The organism is Bifidobacterium sp. ESL0763 (assembly GCF_029433395.1).
In the GTDB taxonomy this organism is placed as follows: Bacteria; Actinomycetota; Actinomycetes; order Actinomycetales; family Bifidobacteriaceae; genus Bifidobacterium.
Genome location: NZ_JAQTHW010000002.1, coordinates 908,240 through 924,963 on the forward strand (window position 1 = coordinate 908,240; position 16,724 = coordinate 924,963).

General features: G+C 64.4%; 14 protein-coding genes. 6 read left to right on the forward strand and 8 right to left on the reverse strand.

Translation table 11 applies throughout. From position 1 onward, the window contains the following. Positions 1-89: 89 nt before the first annotated feature. The gene (locus tag PT282_RS04580) at positions 90-2,078 is read right to left on the reverse strand and encodes a hypothetical protein (protein WP_277168375.1); all 1,989 of its coding nucleotides are present in this window, start codon (positions 2,076-2,078) and stop codon (positions 90-92) included. 235 nt (positions 2,079-2,313) lie between these two features. Here PT282_RS04580 and PT282_RS04585 point away from each other — a divergent pair, with 235 nt between their 5' ends. Beyond that, positions 2,314-3,210: a TipAS antibiotic-recognition domain-containing protein gene (locus PT282_RS04585; RefSeq protein ID WP_277168376.1), complete on the forward strand. Its 897-nt coding sequence runs from the start codon at positions 2,314-2,316 to the stop codon at positions 3,208-3,210. Positions 3,211-3,220: 10 nt separating this feature from the next. Here the strand turns inward: PT282_RS04585 and PT282_RS04590 are convergent, their stop codons facing one another. After that, positions 3,221-3,943 carry a YaaA family protein gene (locus PT282_RS04590; RefSeq protein WP_277168377.1) on the reverse strand — a complete coding sequence of 241 codons (723 nt, stop codon included), beginning with the start codon at positions 3,941-3,943 and terminating at the stop codon, positions 3,221-3,223. 205 nt (positions 3,944-4,148) lie between these two features. On the opposite strand from PT282_RS04590, the gene PT282_RS04595 reads away from it, so the two are divergent. Further along, positions 4,149-5,606 carry a catalase gene (locus PT282_RS04595; protein ID WP_277168378.1) on the forward strand — a complete coding sequence of 486 codons (1,458 nt, stop codon included), beginning with the start codon at positions 4,149-4,151 and terminating at the stop codon, positions 5,604-5,606. Positions 5,607-5,768: 162 nt separating this feature from the next. On the opposite strand, the gene PT282_RS04600 is transcribed toward PT282_RS04595, so the two are convergent. Genes PT282_RS04600 through PT282_RS04610 form a run of 3 tightly spaced genes read right to left on the reverse strand, consistent with a single transcriptional unit; the run spans position 5,769 to position 11,220 of the window. Next, positions 5,769-8,168: a BspA family leucine-rich repeat surface protein gene (locus PT282_RS04600; RefSeq protein ID WP_277168379.1), complete on the reverse strand. Its 2,400-nt coding sequence runs from the start codon at positions 8,166-8,168 to the stop codon at positions 5,769-5,771. Between the two features lie 14 nt (positions 8,169-8,182). Beyond that, positions 8,183-9,283, reverse strand: coding sequence for a class C sortase (locus tag PT282_RS04605; protein WP_277168380.1), 1,101 nt, complete (start codon positions 9,281-9,283; stop codon positions 8,183-8,185). A 50-nt stretch (positions 9,284-9,333) separates the two neighbouring features. After that, on the reverse strand, positions 9,334-11,220 hold the full coding sequence (locus tag PT282_RS04610) for an isopeptide-forming domain-containing fimbrial protein (RefSeq protein WP_277168381.1): 1,887 nt from the start codon (positions 11,218-11,220) through the stop codon (positions 9,334-9,336). Positions 11,221-11,682: 462 nt separating this feature from the next. Between PT282_RS04610 and PT282_RS04615 the strand changes: the two genes are divergently transcribed. The 3 genes from PT282_RS04615 to PT282_RS04625 all read left to right on the forward strand — a co-directional run bounded on the left by PT282_RS04615 (position 11,683) and on the right by PT282_RS04625 (position 14,127). Continuing rightward, positions 11,683-12,237: a DUF2975 domain-containing protein gene (locus PT282_RS04615; protein WP_277168382.1), complete on the forward strand. Its 555-nt coding sequence runs from the start codon at positions 11,683-11,685 to the stop codon at positions 12,235-12,237. A gap of 1 nt (position 12,238) precedes the next feature. Beyond that, positions 12,239-12,481 (forward strand): helix-turn-helix transcriptional regulator, encoded by a 243-nt coding sequence (locus PT282_RS04620; protein ID WP_277168383.1) that lies wholly within the window; start codon positions 12,239-12,241, stop codon positions 12,479-12,481. A gap of 104 nt (positions 12,482-12,585) precedes the next feature. Further along, positions 12,586-14,127 (forward strand): DUF4153 domain-containing protein, encoded by a 1,542-nt coding sequence (locus PT282_RS04625; RefSeq protein ID WP_277168384.1) that lies wholly within the window; start codon positions 12,586-12,588, stop codon positions 14,125-14,127. Positions 14,128-14,262: 135 nt separating this feature from the next. On the opposite strand, the gene PT282_RS04630 is transcribed toward PT282_RS04625, so the two are convergent. Together PT282_RS04630 and PT282_RS04635 are read right to left on the reverse strand one after the other, a co-directional pair. Continuing rightward, positions 14,263-15,129, reverse strand: coding sequence for an aldo/keto reductase (locus tag PT282_RS04630; protein WP_277168385.1), 867 nt, complete (start codon positions 15,127-15,129; stop codon positions 14,263-14,265). 207 nt (positions 15,130-15,336) lie between these two features. After that, entirely contained in the window at positions 15,337-15,681 is a 345-nt protein-coding gene (locus PT282_RS04635) for a carboxymuconolactone decarboxylase family protein (protein ID WP_277168386.1), read from the reverse strand. A gap of 85 nt (positions 15,682-15,766) precedes the next feature. Between PT282_RS04635 and PT282_RS04640 the strand changes: the two genes are divergently transcribed. After that, a complete protein-coding gene (locus PT282_RS04640) occupies positions 15,767-16,102 on the forward strand; it encodes a helix-turn-helix transcriptional regulator (protein WP_277168387.1) in 336 nt (111 codons plus the stop codon). An 82-nt stretch (positions 16,103-16,184) separates the two neighbouring features. Here PT282_RS04640 and PT282_RS04645 read toward each other — a convergent pair whose 3' ends face one another. Continuing rightward, positions 16,185-16,724, reverse strand: coding sequence for a hypothetical protein (locus tag PT282_RS04645; RefSeq protein ID WP_277168388.1), 540 nt, complete (start codon positions 16,722-16,724; stop codon positions 16,185-16,187).

Sequence of the window (16,724 nt, forward strand, 5' to 3'; positions counted from 1 at the left end):
TATACCTTATGATGTAATGCAATTACGCTGTACGCCACGTCTTCACCATGGTTCTACACCATCGAAGCGCGGTCGGTGGCGCCGATGATCTACGAATTGACCGACCGGCGCAGGTCGTCCAACGACTGTTCGAGCTTGGCCTTCTTGCGCTGATTGGCGAGACTGTCGCCGAAGTGGGTGAACGCCGAATCGCCGTCGTCCTGCTCGATGCTGACGTCCAGCTGCCGCTTGAGTCTGTCGAAACGCGAATCCATGTCGTAGCGTTCACTGGATTTTTTGGTGGCGACGCGCGCCTGCATCTTCGTCAGGGTCTCCTGCATGCTGTCCATGCGGGCGCTGGAAAGGGCGTACATCTTGGCCAGCGGCTCGTTCTGGGTGCCATCGAAGGGTGCGAGCGCCGCCTTGCAGGTGTTGATGTAATCGGCATAGATGCCGGTCTGCCGCTCGTCGCTTCCGATGGCCTCCGGCGCGGTCGTGCAGGCTCCCTTGGCGGTCGAGACCTGCACGATGTTGGCCGCGTAGTCCTGGTCGATGGCCAGTTCCTTGGCATAGCTCTTCTCGTACTTGTCCCACGCGGGGCGGTACTTCGCATCCGAGGCGACCGGCAGCTTGGAGAGCGCGTCGTGGGCCTGCTGGATATCGGCGATGTCGGTGTTGAGGTCGGCGGCGTCGTCGGCATCCAGCTCGCCCATGCCGGTCACGTTCATGTTCTCGATGTCCTGGTCGAGCGTGTCATGGGCCAGCTCGAGCTTGTCGAGCGCCTTCACGGCCTTTTTGTCATCGGCGTCGTCGCCATAGTACTGCGTCGGCAGGCTGGGGTCGCCGTCGTAGGCCAGGGCCTCGATCAGCCGGTCAAGTTTCCAATCGGCGTGGCAGGCCTCGCGCGCCTTGCGCAGGTCGCGGGCGTACTGGTACTGCATGTCGCTGACCTCGCCCGAGATGTCGGCGGCGTCCATCGCCTGGCTCTCCTGGTCGCTGATGCCGCCGCCCTGGTCCTGGCCCGCCATGGAGTGCAGCGTATCGGCGCCGGCGCGGCCCTTGTCGACCACCGCGCCGACCTGCGTGGCGAGCTGCTGGGCGGACTGGTTTTTCGAGGCGGCCAGCGGCTCGAGCGCGGCGCGGCACGAGGCGTCGACCTTCACGTATTTGCCGTACTGGATGTCGTCCATCGGGTCGAACGGGAACGAGCCACAGGTCTTGACCGCCTTGGTGACGGCCTTCTGGTTGCCGAGGAACTCTTCGACCTGCGCCTGCTCGTCGCCGGACGCCTTGAGGTAACGTTGCAGACGCAGCTTCGCATGCGGCTTGCGCATCTCGGAGCGCTTGGCGAAGGTCGCGTCCTCCGTCTTGATCTGCTTGAGCAGATCCTCGATCTTCTGGACGTCCTTGCTTGAGATGGAGTCGTCAGTGTCGATGTCCGAGATCGCGCTGTCGAGCTTGCTGCCGAGCTGGGCAATCTTCTCCTGCTCGCTATAGGGATAGTCCAGGGCCGTGGGCTGGTGTGTCATATGCATCCTCATCAACGCCACTCGGCCGCGCGGCGAATGCAGGAATACCACGCCGCCGGCGATCATGGCCACGGCGACGATCACGGCGATGACCGCGAACACCGGTCCCCGCGAGCGCTTCCCGACCGTCTTCACGTAGGGGTTGCCCTGGGCATCCGCGGCGACATAGGGTTGCGGCTGCGGGTACGAGTCCGGTACTTGCTGGTAGGGAGCCTGCGCCCCCACCACGTAGGGGTTCCGCGTCTCCTGGTAAACGGGGACAGCGTTCTGAGCACCATCGGCCTGCCACGTCTGGGGCACGGGACCATTGGCTTGCCATCCGGTCGCGTCCGAGTTGTTTTGGCCGGGCCAGGCGGCGCCACCGGGCTCGCCTAACGATCCGGCGCCAACACCATTGCCGCCGTCGGTTCCGGTGTTCATGCCCATATCGGCGCCATGGCCCCCATCGCCGGGCTCCTGGTCGAACGGCTGCTGCGCCGGTTCGTCGAACGGTTCCTGATCGCGCCCTCGTGCCACGCCGACCCCCACTCTCGTCTCTGCGGTCTCTTCCAGGCCGATGATCACGGCCACGTCTCAAGTATAGCCAGCGAGCCGATCCGCGTGGATGGAAGCTATCATGGATGCCGTCAAGGCGCGACCTCCCCATCAAAGTCCTGTCAAGGAGGGAGCGTGTCGGCGATGACGGTTCAGACCCCGCGACACGCCGCGTGTCCTTGACCCTGACACGATGTCAGGCCCTAGCGTCGTTGTTGGCGGCCACACCCGTGGTCGCCCGGCAACGACGAACGCGAAAGAGAGGGAAGCGATGATGGAGGAAAGCGAAGAACCGTGTCGGCATGACCGGCGCAACCGCCGCGACGACACGGAACCGCAGGGCCATGCTCGCACCGACGGCTCCGGCACCTCCAACGCAGGCGATGACGACCGTCCCCTCGCCGAACAAGAGGCCCTGAGCGTGGGCGAGGTCTCGCGGATGTTCCACGTGAGCGTGCGCATGCTTCGCCATTGGGACGGGCTCGGCCTTCTCACGCCCCGACGCGGCCCCAACGGCTACCGCGAGTACCGCGTGCGGGACCTCAACCGCCTTCGCCGTCTGCTGACTTACAAGGAGCTGGGCATTCCAGGCGCCGACATCGGACCGCTGCTTGAGGCCGCGGCACCGGAGGTCATCGAGACGCTCGCCAAGCAACGCGACGCCATCGATGCCAGGATCCGCGATCTGCGCGGCGACCTGGGCAGGCTTGACCGGCTCATCGACATCGCACGGAAGGGGTCCACCATGGCGGACACGACGGACAAAACAATGCACGAGCTCCAGGCCGAAGCACAGAGGCGCTGGGGCGAGAGCACACAGTGGATGGAGTACGCCGAGCGCAAGGCCTCCACCACCGACGGGCAACGGCGGGAGGCAGGCGAACGGATGAGGAACGTCGAGCGGCAGCTGGGCGAGGCGAAACGGCGCGGAGTGAGGCCCGGCAGCATCGAGGCGAACGCGCTGGTCGAGGAGCATCGGCGCTCGATCCCCCAGTTCGAGGTGAGCCCGTCGATGCACGTGCTGCTCGGTCGGATGTACGCCGCCGACGAGCGCTTCGCAAGACATTACGACGACATCGAGCCCGGCCTGGCCGCCTGGCTGCACGAGGCCATCGACGCCGCCGCCAGGGCCCAGGGCCTCAACCCCGCTCGCGCCCGCTGGGAGTGAGCCTGCGCAATCAGAGGCCGTTGGGAACCAGGGTGAGCAGGCGGACGCCGGTTGATTCCTCGACGCTGACGGTACCGAGCGTGCACGCGACTTGTTCGACGTCATCGGTGCGCGCGTCGAGGAGGGCCCGAGCCAGCAGGCCACGGTAGTGCTTGGCCATGTGGGAGATGGTCTTGCCTTCCGAGTTGGTGATCCGCACATCCCACCACGGGCCTTCATCGCCGTTGGCCGGCTCGGGTTTGGTGACCCGATACAGGCCCGAGCGCAGCTCGACGCTCGCTTCGCCGCCCTGCCCATCGTCCGGATCCCAGCCGGCGAGCGCCTGGCGCCAGAAGGTCTTGAGCGGTCCGATGCCCGGCAGCGAGACGTTCATGGAGAGCCGGTAGGCGGGGATCGGGTCCTCTCCACTCGTCACGCCGAACAGTCCCGAAAAGATGAGCACGTCGTCGCCCTCGCGCAGCCGGGCCGCGTCGTAAAGCACCCCCGTATAGACCTCGCGTGCCGGCGCGCACGGCAGTTGGTCGAAATCGCGCTGGGCGACGACCTCGGCCATTCCCTTCTTCCCCACCTTCAGGACCTTCGCGGCGTCCTCGCCACGCGAGACCCGCAGCAGCGCCGCAAGCACCTCGGCCCTGGCGTCGTTGAGTTCGGGGAACGAGAGGGAATCCATGTCGAACGACGGCCCGCTTTTTGGGGCGGTCTTGCCTTCGGAAGGCGGCAGTAGCAAACGCATGCCTCCCAGTCTAGCCAGTCGCTTGGCGAACGGATTTCGTCGCGCCAAAGCGCCGTCGCAACCGTGCCTCTGCAAGCGCCGTCTGCGCCCTGCGGGACGCGCCGTCTCGCAGACGTGTGGAACATCACAGTAGCCGCGAAAACCCTTGTGTGGAGCGCATCACGTTGTTATGGTGGCCTGACATCCATGATGAAAAGAGGATAGTATGACCGATACGCTCAACACCGCCTCCGGGCAGCCCTGGGCCGACAACAACCATTCGCAGACCGCCGGCGTGCGTGGCCCGGTGCTCCTGCAGGACTACCAGCTGGTCGAGAAGCTGGCCCACTTCAACCGCGAGCGCATCCCCGAGCGCGTGGTGCACGCCAAGGGCGCCGGCGCCTACGGCACCTTCAAGCTCACCCGCGACATGAGCGAGTACACCAAGGCCGACGTCTTCACAGGCGTCGGTAAGGAGACCCCGGTCTTCCTTCGCTTCTCCCAGGTGGCCGGCGAGCTCGGCTACCCCGACACCCTGCGCGACGTGCGCGGCTTCGCGCTGCGCTTCTACACCCAGCAGGGCAACTACGACATCGTGGGCAACAACACCCCGACCTTCTTCATCCAGGACCCGCTGAAGTTCCCCGACTTCATCCACTCCCAGAAGCGCGACCCGCGCACCCACCTGCGCAACGCGACCCGCCAGTGGGATTTCTGGGCGCACTCCCCCGAGACCGTGCATCAGGTGACCTACCTGATGGGCGACCGCGGCAACCCGGCCAGCTACCGCACCATGAACGGCTACGGCAGCCACACCTTCAAGTGGGTCACCGCCGACGGCACCGCCTTCTGGGTCAAGTACCACTTCATGAGCGAGCAGGGCGTGCAGAACATGAGCGAGGAGGCCGCCATCAAGGCCTCCAGCGAGGACACCGACTACCTGCTGCACGAGCTCTTCGACGCCATCGAGTCCGAGAACTACCCGTCGTGGAAGGTCTGCGTGCAGATCCTGCCCTACGAGGAGGGCCTCAACTACAAGCACGACATCTTCGACATCACTAAGGTCGTCTCCCACAAGGACTACCCGCTGATCGAGATCGGCGAGTTCACCCTCAACCGCAACCCCGACAACTACTTCGAGGACGTGGAGGAGGCAGCGTTCGCGCCGGCCAACTTCGTGCCGGGCATCGAGCCCTCCCCCGACAAGATGCTGCAGGGCCGCATCTTCGCCTACAAGGACGCCGCACGCTACCGCCTCGGCGCCAACTACGAGCAGCTAAAGGTCAACCGCCCGCTCAACGAGGTGCACAACTACGAGCGCGACGGCTTCATGTCGAACAACGCGCAGGACGGCGCCGTCGACTACGAACCGAACAGCTTCGACGGCCCGGCCGAGGACACCTCCGCCCGCAACCACGGCGACGCCTTGGAAGGCAGGACCGGCAACTACGCCGCCTACGAGCCCGACAACTTCTCCGCCGCCGGCGACCTCTACCGTATCCTGAGCGAGGACGAGAAGCAGCGTCTGGTCGCCACCATCGCGGGTGGCCTGGGCCAGGTCGAGGGCGAGCACGCCCACGAGATCCAGGTGCTCGAGACCCGCCAGTTCTACATGGCCGACCCGGATTACGGCACCCGCGTTGCCGAAGCCCTCGGTCTGGACCTGGCCGAGATCGGCAAGTAGTCCGCGACACCGACCTATGTCGCCGTGGCAAGGTCGAGGCGACATAGACGACACGGCGGGTGGGTCGCACGCCATATCGTGTGCGACCCACCCGCCTTTTCACATCGGTCCGAACAGGCCGGTCGGTGCCGTGGCATCACCACCGCCGACGGCCCCCCCACGTCAGTCACTGTCGACTTGCGAGTCGTACCGCCTGATCAGCCGTCCGCTGAGCACGCATCCGGCGCCAAGCAGCGATGCGACCGCCAGCACGATATACACGCCGCCACCGGTCATCGGTATGCTGGTCACCGGGTCATAGAGCATTGCGTTGTCCGGGGAGCTCGCCGTGCCCACGTCCTTCGCCGTGATCCAATTGACCCTGACCTTTATCGGCCCTTCATGATGCTTATGCGTCGCGGTCTCGCTGCCGTCGAACACCCATGTGCCGTTGCCCTTGGCGTCGAGCGTCGCCGGATGGACCAAGGTCGTGTCGCCGCCCTTCCCCGGGGTTCCGTCCTTTTGCGGCCATGTGATCGTCACCTTGAGATTATCCATGGTGGCGCTGGACGGCGCGCCCGTGAACGTGCCGGAAATGGTCTGGCCCATCACATACTTGGATTCGCCGAATTTCACGTGTATGGATTTCAGGTACACCAATTTCCAATTCGCGTACAAATCCAAGGAGTCGCTCTCACTGGCGAGCGCCACGGATTCCTTCAACGCATGCTCCTGTCCGGCTCCTGCGGTCTCCGCGGTGCTCCACTTGGTGAGTGTATGGCCGATCCACGCGAATTCGGTCGCGTCCGGCAACGTCAGCGTATCGCCATAGACCAGCGTGCTGGAGTCTTTGCGGGATTTGGGAATCACGGTGTCGTCGGCGTTGGCGTAGTAGGTGACGACGTACTGCCTCGCGTACGTGCCGGCGAAGGAGCCATTCGCCTTCCCGGTCAGCTTCAGCAGCGCGGCGTCAAGACCCACCACGGTGCGCGACGCGAGGGCGATGTCGCCGCCGGCGTCCTTGGCCTTCACCCATTTTCTGTCGCCGTACTGGTCGCCGTCGAAAGCGTTGTCCGCCAATTTCGTCTGCGCTCCGACAGAGAGCCGCTGCAGGTTCGGGGGCAGCATGCCGGCCATGTTCGCCTGGGCGTTGCGGGTGTTCCAGGAGCCGATATCGAGAGCCGTCAGATGGGTGTCGCCCTCGAAGACGCCGGTCATGTCGGTGACGCCGCCGGTGCCCCATGCCCCCAGACCGGTGATGTTGCCCAGTGCCGGGTCGTCGGCGAATGTCCCATTCATGTTGGCGACACCGGTGCCTCGGAATTGCCAACCGGAGACATCGATGCCGGTGAAATCGGCCCCTTGGAACATGCCGCTGATATCCGTCGTGCCTGCGAAATCCCAATTCGGCAGGGCGATCGACCGGTCGGCGACGCTCCCGGCGCTCACGCCCGCCCGCAGGGACCTGGCCCCTTTGAACATGTCCCTGGCATTGGTGACACCGCTCAGGTCGAGGTTCGACAGTCCCAGCACCTGCGAGAGCACTCCGGTGGCGTTCTCGAACATATGGCTCATATCGGTGACATGCGCCATGTCCAGCAGGCTCCTGAGCGTGGACGGTCCATCACTGAGATCGGCCAGCTCGGCGCCCTGGAACATGTGGCTCATATCGGTGACGCCGCTTTGCCTGCCACCACCCGGTGCGCCGAGGTCAAGGGCGTGCAGATCCGTATCGGCGAAAATGCCCTGGACGCCGCCGACATTCGTCAGATCGAGACGGGACAGGTCCACGCTTGGCAGCTTCGCGTCATGGGCGAACACATAATCAAGCGTCAGCAGGTCATCCGAGGGGGCGCCAGCGGCGGTGACGCTTTCGAAGGCAACGGCATGCGTGCCATCACCGGTATCGACGCTCTGCAGCTCGGGATCGTTGTAGAACAGGCAGCTGGCCGCGGCGTTCTGCAAGGTCAGATTGGCGCTTCCGAGATCGAACGCCTTCAGATACGGCATGTTCGAGAACAGGCCCTTTCGGGGGGCCGCATACTGGTCGCCGACCGCACAGACCCCCGATTCGTCGGCCGTGCCGGGCTTGCAGTCGGCATTTGCCGGTTTCGAGGCGTAGAAGTAGACGTCGCCGCCGGTAAGCTCGACACGGGTGATGGCGTTCCTGAGCAGATGATACGTGTTGCCGTTCGTGCCGGACGTGTAGTCATCCTGCAACCACGGAATGGTGGGATTGTCGGCATCGGCCCTGAAATCCTTGCCGCTGGAATCGCCGCCGCTGACCGTCAGGACGCAATCACCGGTGGTGTTGCCGCCTTGATTCGGCGCCAATATCCTCCATTGCTCGTGGCTGCCGGCCATCCAATCCTGCCAGTCGGATAGATCGGTCGGGCACGTTTCCTGGGCGGGTGCCACGCCGCGCTTCGAAACGTCGGCGGTCTCATCGACCCTATTCGGCTGACCGCCATTCGACGGGTTCTGAGCCATGGCCTGCGAGCCCACGGCGAACAGACCGACCACCATCATGGCCGAGACCCCGGCCGCAAGCGCATGCCCGAACCTCCGCCACAGAGCGTTCATGCCTTTCCCATCTTTCAACATAGCCACCGCCTTCCGTCAATTTTCCGCACGTTTCCATCGTTTCGCATCGCACCATCCGGTTCCGTGGAACCTCCACTCGGCCCGAACGGGGGCCCTGCGCCCGGGGCCGCGTTCTCGGCCGCCGCCACGTGACGACCCCGTCCGACCGACAGCCGGCGATCGCGGCATATCGCCCATGCCAGGCCGGCGAGCAGCACGACGCCACCGACGGCCGACGCCGCGAACACGGCATCCTGGTCGCCGCCGTAGGGAGGAACCTCTTCGGGGATCCTCCCGCGTTGCGCCGTGATGACCAGCCGTTGGGTATTGACTCCGTACGGCGTGCAGGTCATCAGCGTGATCAGGTCCTTGCCCGGCACGACCTTGTAGAGGTGCACGTCGTTGGGCTCCACCACGTTGATGCCCGTGACCCGGTAACCCAAAGTGCGGTTCAACGCCTTGATGTAGATGACGTCGTCCTTCGTCAACTCGTCAAGCCTGGTGAACAGCTCGGCGTCGACGAGCCCGCGGTGACCGGTGAGTACGCTGTTCGTCGATTGGCCCCCGACCGGCAGGCTGGTGCCGTAAAGGTGGCCCACGCCCATCTGCAGGGTGTCCTTCGACGTACCGTGGTAGATGGGCAGCCGGGCCGATATCTTGGGGATTCGGATGGTGCCCATCACGCCGTTGTCCGACTGCATCATGGACTGGTATTCCGTGTCCTTTGCCGATAGGGAATCGTCGCCGGCGCCATCGACGAACGGATCGAGGGCCTCGCCCAACGAGCGCTGGCCCGACGCCACGATCCCGTGGTTGTAGTCAACCGCGTCACGATATTGCGCCCGGATCCTGTCCTGCGGCCATTGTGCCGTTTCATGGCTTGACGCGTCGGAGGCGGCATGCTCCCGACGGGCGCCGACGGTCCTGCTGACCGGGACCCACAAAACCGTCATCACCGTCAGCAGCACGAGCGACGTGTGCAGCACCCCAAGCGCCGCACGGTAGACGGTGGGTTTTCGGCGCCGGCGCGTCATGACCTGCTCGAAAGACAGGGGCCCCACAGGGCGTTCCTGCCTTTCAGCGGATTTCATTTCGCCAACGTTTCCGTCGCTCATCAACACCGTCCCACGTCACTTACGACCACTCATAGTCCTGGATGCATCGCTCACTTGCCGCTGCCGAATACGTTGCGACGGCGAGGCGCTGCGGTACTGGCGACGACGCCGGACACGACGGCGAGCGCGACCAGCAGGAAAAGGAATCCCACACCGCCGGTCATGGGCAGGCCGATGCTCGAGCCGACATTGAGGACCCTCACGTTGAGGTTCGCGGACTCGTTGTCCCCTTCCTTGCTGTGGTCGTGGTCGCCATCGATCTGCGCCAGCCCCCGGGAGTCGGTGTCGGTGAACCTGAAGTTGGCCTTGTACCGGCTCGGATCCGTCGGCTTCGCGATGGCCACCGTGAACGAGGACTTGGTGCTTTTCCCGGACTCGCCCGGCGTCTTGGTTTGGATGAAGGCATAGGTCGTCTCGGCCAGCCCCTTGATGGACAGGGTCTTGAAGCCGTCGCCACCGATCTCGCTGACCGTGCCTGCCGGATCGTACGTGTATTCGGCGTCGCCGCCGGCCGACGCGGTCAGCTTGAAGGTCAGCGCATTGGCGTGGGCGGGATCGGTGCCGTTGTCGAATACCTTGAACCTCGAGCCCGCGGTGAGATCCGCATCCGTCACGGCCGCGCTGGAATCATGCGCGGAGTAATTGCGGATGGTCACGGAATAGACGACCGAGGTGACCGTGCTATCGTCACCGGGCATGGTCCGGGTGACGCAACCCAGCTCCTGGTGGGCATGCTGGTAATCGGCGTCCAGACCGGCGCATTGCCCGTCGTTCTTGCCGGAATGCTCGATCACCGCCGAGTTGACGACACCTTCGTCATCGCCGGCATTCGTCACCTTCATCTTGTAGGTGATGACGATGGGAGCATCCACGTCATGCTGCTCGATGTTGGTGAATACGATATGGTAGGACCCATCGGCGTCGGCGGGATACGTTCCGTCCGGGTTCCTGCCGGTCGACACGGTGAAGTCGGTGCCTTCCCGCAGCTCGTCACCGCCGACGGCGACCGTAAGGTCCTTGATATCGCCTCCGGCGAATGCCGCGCTCGGCCGATCGATGACCTCGAAGTAATAGTGGTCGAAGCCCGTCCAGAGCGGCACTTTGGAGGTCACCTTATATGACAGGTATTCGCCATCGACCGCCTGCCCGTCGGTGAGCGCCTTGGCGACCTTCACGGCCTTCTGCTTGGCTTCGACCGAACCGAGGGTGAAGGGCGTGGCGGACCCGGCCACACCGATCTGGGTGTACGAGGAGCCGATGGTGGTGCCGGCGAACATGGGGATGCCGTTCGGCACGCTGACGCCGTCGGCGGTGCCGGATGCGGCGGGAAGGCTGGTCGTGTCCTCGATCATGTAGAGGCCGATGCCGAGGTTGCCGAACACCGCGCTCGTATCGCCTTGGGCGACCGACGCCTTATTCGCGCTGCCGGCGAAGTCCAGCGCCCTGTTGTTGCTTCCGCTTTTCTTCTCACGATCCAGCTTCTGCACGAATTTGCGCAGCGACCCTGAATATGGTGATGCGCCGGAGGTCTTGTCGGCATTGTTCGCTTGGTGGCCATCCGCATATCCAAGCCAGTGCTGGGCGACCCATCCGATGACGTTGCCCGCGGAGGGAGCGGCGGGATCGACCGAATGCGCCGCATCCGCCACCGCCGAGTCGACGGCGGCATTGCCCGTGGAATCAATCGAAAGGCTGCTGATCATCCTGCCGTCGCCCGAGTCGTCGGCAAGCGCGTACACGCCCACCTTGACGGCGGCATAGGTATGGCCTACGGTCGCGTGATTGACGGTGATGCTGCCCGTAGGGTTGGCGTTCAGATCCACTTTGCCGGGTTCGGCGGCTTGGGCGGAAGAGACACCGGCGACGCCCATGGCGAGCAGCATCGCCGCCGAAAGCGTCACGCCGATGACGCCTTGCATTCCCCTACGAATATTCATCAGTCAATACCCTTCTTCGAAGGTTTCTTCTCCCACGCAACCCAAGTTCGGACTTATCGCATCCCCGCGCACCAGGCCAGTGGGCGAATCGAATGCTTCCGCGCCTTCAGACGACTTTCCCGAAGCTCATCTTCCCGTCGTGCGACGCATATGACTCCTCATGGCCTAATAGGAAACTCTGCTGTGAGGAATATTACATCAATACTTAAACTTTTTTGTAAATTTGTCCAATATTTTAGTCAATATTTTATATTATACTAAATAACAACTCGATGAAGTAACGCTCCCGCAACAAGCATCCCTACATTTCCCCAATGCCAACACCCGAAAGAGGACCTCGCCATCCGCCCGCCATCGTTCAATACTCAATTGTGATAATATCGAAAAACGATATGCTTTTTATTGAAAAACGATATGAAGCGGTTATGATGGCAGGAAAGACACCACCGACGAAGGAGAGACATGGAGCTGCAACACCACCACGGCCCGGACCGGGACCGGACCCTGCCGAACACACCCGGCGGGAGCGGCCGGGACGGCGGGCGACGCCGCGCGCACATCCCCCACCACACGCTCGCCATCCTGCTCGAGGCCACCGACGCCTGCGTGGTCGCGATCTGCCTGGCGCTGCCGCTCATCGTGATCCCCGCGGCCGAACGGGCCGGCGAGCTCAAGCGCGGCTCGGCCCTGCTCGCGGCGCTCGGCATGCTGCCACTGGCCGTCGTCGCCGTCTGCGCGTGGCGCCTGTTCTCGGCGATCGGACGCGAGGAGACCTTCACTTCCGGCAACGTGCGCCGGCTGCGGACCATCGGCGTGGCCTTCGCGGTCTCGGCGGTCGTGTGGCTGGCGGAACTGGTGGTGGTCCTCGCCGCCACCGCAGACAGCCGCCGGCTCGTGCCGCTCGGGCTGGCCATGGCGTTCGTCTTCTGCCTGGTGCTCGCCGTGGTCTCCTCGGCCCTCGCCTCGCTGACCGCCGCCGCCACCGAGCTCAAGACTGACAACGACCTGGTGATCTGACATGGGACGCATCACGATAACCCTCGACAACATCCTCGCGCAACGGCGCATGACGCTCACCGAACTCTCCCAACGGGTGGGCGTGACGGTGGCGAACCTCTCGATCCTCAAGACCGGCAAGGCGCGCGCGGTACGCTTCACCACCCTGGCCGCCATCTGCGCCGAACTCGGCTGCCAGCCGGCCGACCTGCTCCATTACGAGCCGGAACCGCCGGAGTCTCCGGAATCTCCGGGCACGGAATAGTGTCCGACCGCTTTTAACCGACAATCCCGTAACCACTGGCTTTAACCCCTAGCAACATCAACCATTCGGCCGATTCCAAGCCGACATCGAAAAGGACATGACCCATGGATATGGATAAGTGCGCCCAAAATCAACCCGCATCGGCCATCGCCGAACCTGCGATTGACAAGCCATCCGCAATCGCCAAACCACTGGCCATCGTCGAACCGCTGACGAAGGCCGACAGGCTCTCGCTGGCCTGTGGCCTGGCCCTCGCGCTGCTCTGGACCGTGTGCGACGCCAACGTCTACCCGACCGGCATCTTCACGCTCATCGGCGGCATGGCGCTCTCCGCCTGCCTGCTGGCATTCCTCGCCTGCGCGTGGTTCCTCAGGAGCAAGCGCGACCCACAGGCGTCCAAGCGCAGGCTGTCGAAATGGTCGTACGCGCTGCTGGCCTGCACGGCGCTGCTGATGTGCGTGCCGGCCTTCTCGCAGGCCGCGTGGATCCGCATCCTCAACGCCTTCGCCCTGGCGGTCACGCTGCCCCTGACCTACCTGCTGATCTGCAAGGGGGACGACACTGGGCTCTTCGGGCTGCATGGCCTCGAGGACGGCGCCACCACCTTCCTCACCGAGCAGTTCAGGAACTGGCCGGTCATCCGCCGCATCCTCTCCTCCTCGACGCACGGCCACGGGCGCACGATCGGCGGCGTGGCGGCGGGCGCGGGGTGCGCGCTCGGCATCATGGTCGTCGTGGTGCCCGCCCTGTGCAGCGCCGATGGCAACTTCGCCTGGATCGTCGAGCACATCGACGAGGCGCTGAACCATATCGACCTCTACCACTGCGCCCTGAACGCCATCGGCCTCGCACTGCTCACCCCGATCGCGTTCTCGCTGCTCTTCGCGCTGCACCATCCCCACCCCAAGGTGCAGCCGTTCGCCGGTGCCTCGCTCTCGCATGCATCCGCGCCCACGGCGGCGCTCGGCACGATGCTCGCCATGCTCGACGTGGTCTACCTGGTCTTCGTGGCCATCCAGTCCTCGTATCTGTTCGGCGGTGTGGACACGCTCAAGCGCTTCGGCGGTTACGCCGCCTACGCCCGCGCCGGCTTCTTCCAGCTTGTCGCGGTCACGGCCATCAACCTGGTCATCGTGATGGCGTGCATCCACCTGCGCCGTGGGCAGGAGCGCGCGGTCTCGCTGCTGTGCCTGGAGCTGGTGCTCCTCGCCTCCACGGTGGTCATGCTGGTCTCGGCGGCCTGGCGCATGAGCCTTTACGTGGGCGAATACGGCCTGACGCGCCTGCGCCTGCTGACCTATTGGGGCATGGTGGCGATCGCGTTCCTGCTGGCCGTGACCGTGCTGCGGCTGCTGCGCCCGCGCACCAACCTCTTCCGTCTGGCCCTGTTCGGCGTCGTCGGCCTGTGGCTGGTCTTCGCCTTCGCCCAGCCCGACCTCATCATCGCCGAGGTCAACGTGGACGGCTACCTCAGCGGTGGTATCGAGCGGATCGACGTCGATTACCTTGGCCAATTGCCGAGCGAGGCCTCGGGGTCGATCAGCCGGCTGGGGAACGAGGCGCCGAGCAAGACCATGCGCCAGGACGCCGCGCAGGCGCTGGACGAATGCAGGTTCGACGGCACGTGGGCCGAATGGGGCATCTAGACGCCGAAACGACGACGGCGGCGAGGGCAATCGATCGTCCTCGCCGCCGCCGTTGCGTCACCGCCGTGCCGGTGTTGCGTCACCGTCCTGCCGCCTTTGGCGTCACCGCGGTGCTTACCGTATTCTCCGCCGGCCTTACTTGCCGCTGAACACCTGGAACTGCTTGGCGTCGCCGTAGCCGTCGAAATGCGGCATGGCGAGCAACGTGGCCATGTCCTCCTCGGAGATCGCGAAGTCGACCTGCGCGTTGGCGTCGATATGGGCCTTGGAGGAGGCCTTGGGCAGCGGCACCGTGCCGAGCTCGAGGCAGTAGCGGATCATCAGCTGCGGCACCGAGACGCCGTAGCGCCTGGCCATGGCGTTCAGGGTCTCGTCCTCGCCCATCTTGCCGTGCGCGATGGGCGAATAGGCTTCGACCAGGATGCCGTGCTCCTTGGCGTAGTCGAGCAGGTCGAAGCGTGTGTTGCCTACGTGGGTGAGCAGCTGGTTGACCACGGGCTTGACCTCGCCGTGCTCGAGGATGTTGTCGAGGTCGACGTTCTCGAAGTTGGAGACGCCGATGGAACGGACCTTGCCCGCCTTCTGCGCCTCCTCCATGGCCCGCCAGACCTCGAGGTTGCCGGCGAAGCAGTGGTCGCCCTCGTGGAAGTGGGCCCAGGGTTCCGGCGCGTGGATGAGCAGCAGGTCGACGTAGTCGAGGCCGAGCGCCTCCAGGGAGGTGTCGATGGAGTCCTTGGCGGTCTGGTAGTCCTTGTATTCGGCCTGGATCTTGGTGCACACGAAGAGGTCCTCGCGCCGAGCGCCGGAATCGCGGATGCCCTCGCCCACACCGCGCTCGTTCTCGTAGGCCTGAGCCGTGTCGATGTAGCGGTAACCGGAGCCGATCGCGGTCTTCACCGCCGCGGCGGCCTTGTCGTCGTCGATCAGCCAGGTGCCGAATCCCAGCTTGGGAATCGTCAGTCCGTCGTTCAGTCGGTAGTCCTCGTCAAGTATCGTCATCATCGTCTCTTTCCCGGTCGCGGCACGCGTCCTTTCGCACGCCGTTCGCGCTTGTTCCAGCATCCCCTGGACCGTCGTTCGGCAGCATCTCGTCCGTGATGACACCACCAACGCACCACTCTAAACACCTGAAGCGCGTGAAGTCAACACCGCCATCGCGTCACGGTTGCCGGCCCCACCGCCCGCGAGCGCATCCGCGGCTGCGCCGCGTCAGGCGACATAGGTGTCGTAGGCGCTCAGCGCATAGCTGGCGTAGCCGTATTGCGGGGCGCCACCGAAGACGATCGCCATGTCGAGTCCCTCGACGAGCTGCTCGCGGGTGACGCCGGCGTCGGCGGCCGCGCGCACATGCGTCATGATGCACCGTTCGCTGCCGCGGGCCACACCCATCAGCACCGCGATCAGCGCCTTGGTCCCGCCATCTAGCGCGCCGGGCCGCAACGCGTCGGCCTTCATAACCAGGAAGTCGCCCACCACCTTCGGGCTGGCTTGCCGGTAGGCGTCGCGTGCGGCGACGAAACGGTCGGTCTCTTCGGTAATCGCCTGGTCTATCATGGTCACTCTCCTGCTCTGTTGAATGTTGGCATCATAATTGGTTCAATATGTATTGAACTACTTTGGGGATTGTACCATGGTCACCATGAGAGACCAACTGCACACCGACCCCAAGGACGTCACCATCACCCAGGCGCTTTCGGCGCTGGGCGACCCGCTGCGCCTGCGCATCGTCGCGCTGCTCGACGCCAACGGGGAGATGCCCTGCGGCGACATCTACCGAGCGCTGGGCATCACCAAGACCGCAGCCTCCCACCATTTCAAGGTGCTGCGCGGCGCCGGGCTGGTGTGGCGCGACCACCATGGTGTCAAGCAGAGCGCGCGACTGCGCCGCGCCGAGTTCGACGAGGCCTTCCCCGGCCTGCTCGACGCCGTGCTGCGCAAGGCCAGGGGCGAGGCCGGGTCCAGGTCCGAAGTCTGACGATCGCGGAGCCACAAAACCCGCAAGATCCGCCATCGTCCATGTCACCGTAGAAACATGGCCATACGACCATCCGCAAACGTTATGCCTCGTTCGACGCGCGCCTCGCATAAGGCGAAAGATCGACGGGCTCATGGGCTTGTGGCAGTTCGAGCCTGACTTTGTACGGTTTCGTCTCGTCGGCGCAATTGCTAGTGTGCGCGAGCGCCATCACCGGCCCATCCGGTATCTGGCCCCAGTGCTTGGCCATGAGTCGCGCGCCCAGGAATCCGATCTCCTCGCCATCCATGTATATGAAAACGGTGGGATAGCCTTCGTACTTACCGCTCGGAATGAAATCCTTGACCAAGGTGACCCAGAAATACGATCCGCGCGGATACTTGCGCAAGGTTTTCTGATATAAGGAACCACCGCTGAGGTTCTCTCCGCCATGCGCCTCGAGTTCGGCGCCTTCCGGCTTCTCGTTGACGGGGTCGGTCTTTTGCCCGGAAAGGCTTCTGGCGCGCATCACGGCATTGGTCTTGGCCTTGTTCCTTCGTTTCGCACGCCGCCTTTCCTCTGCAGTCTCAGCTCGCGGACCATCCATCTCCTGCAACAGCTGATACGCCTGCCAGGTCTGCAA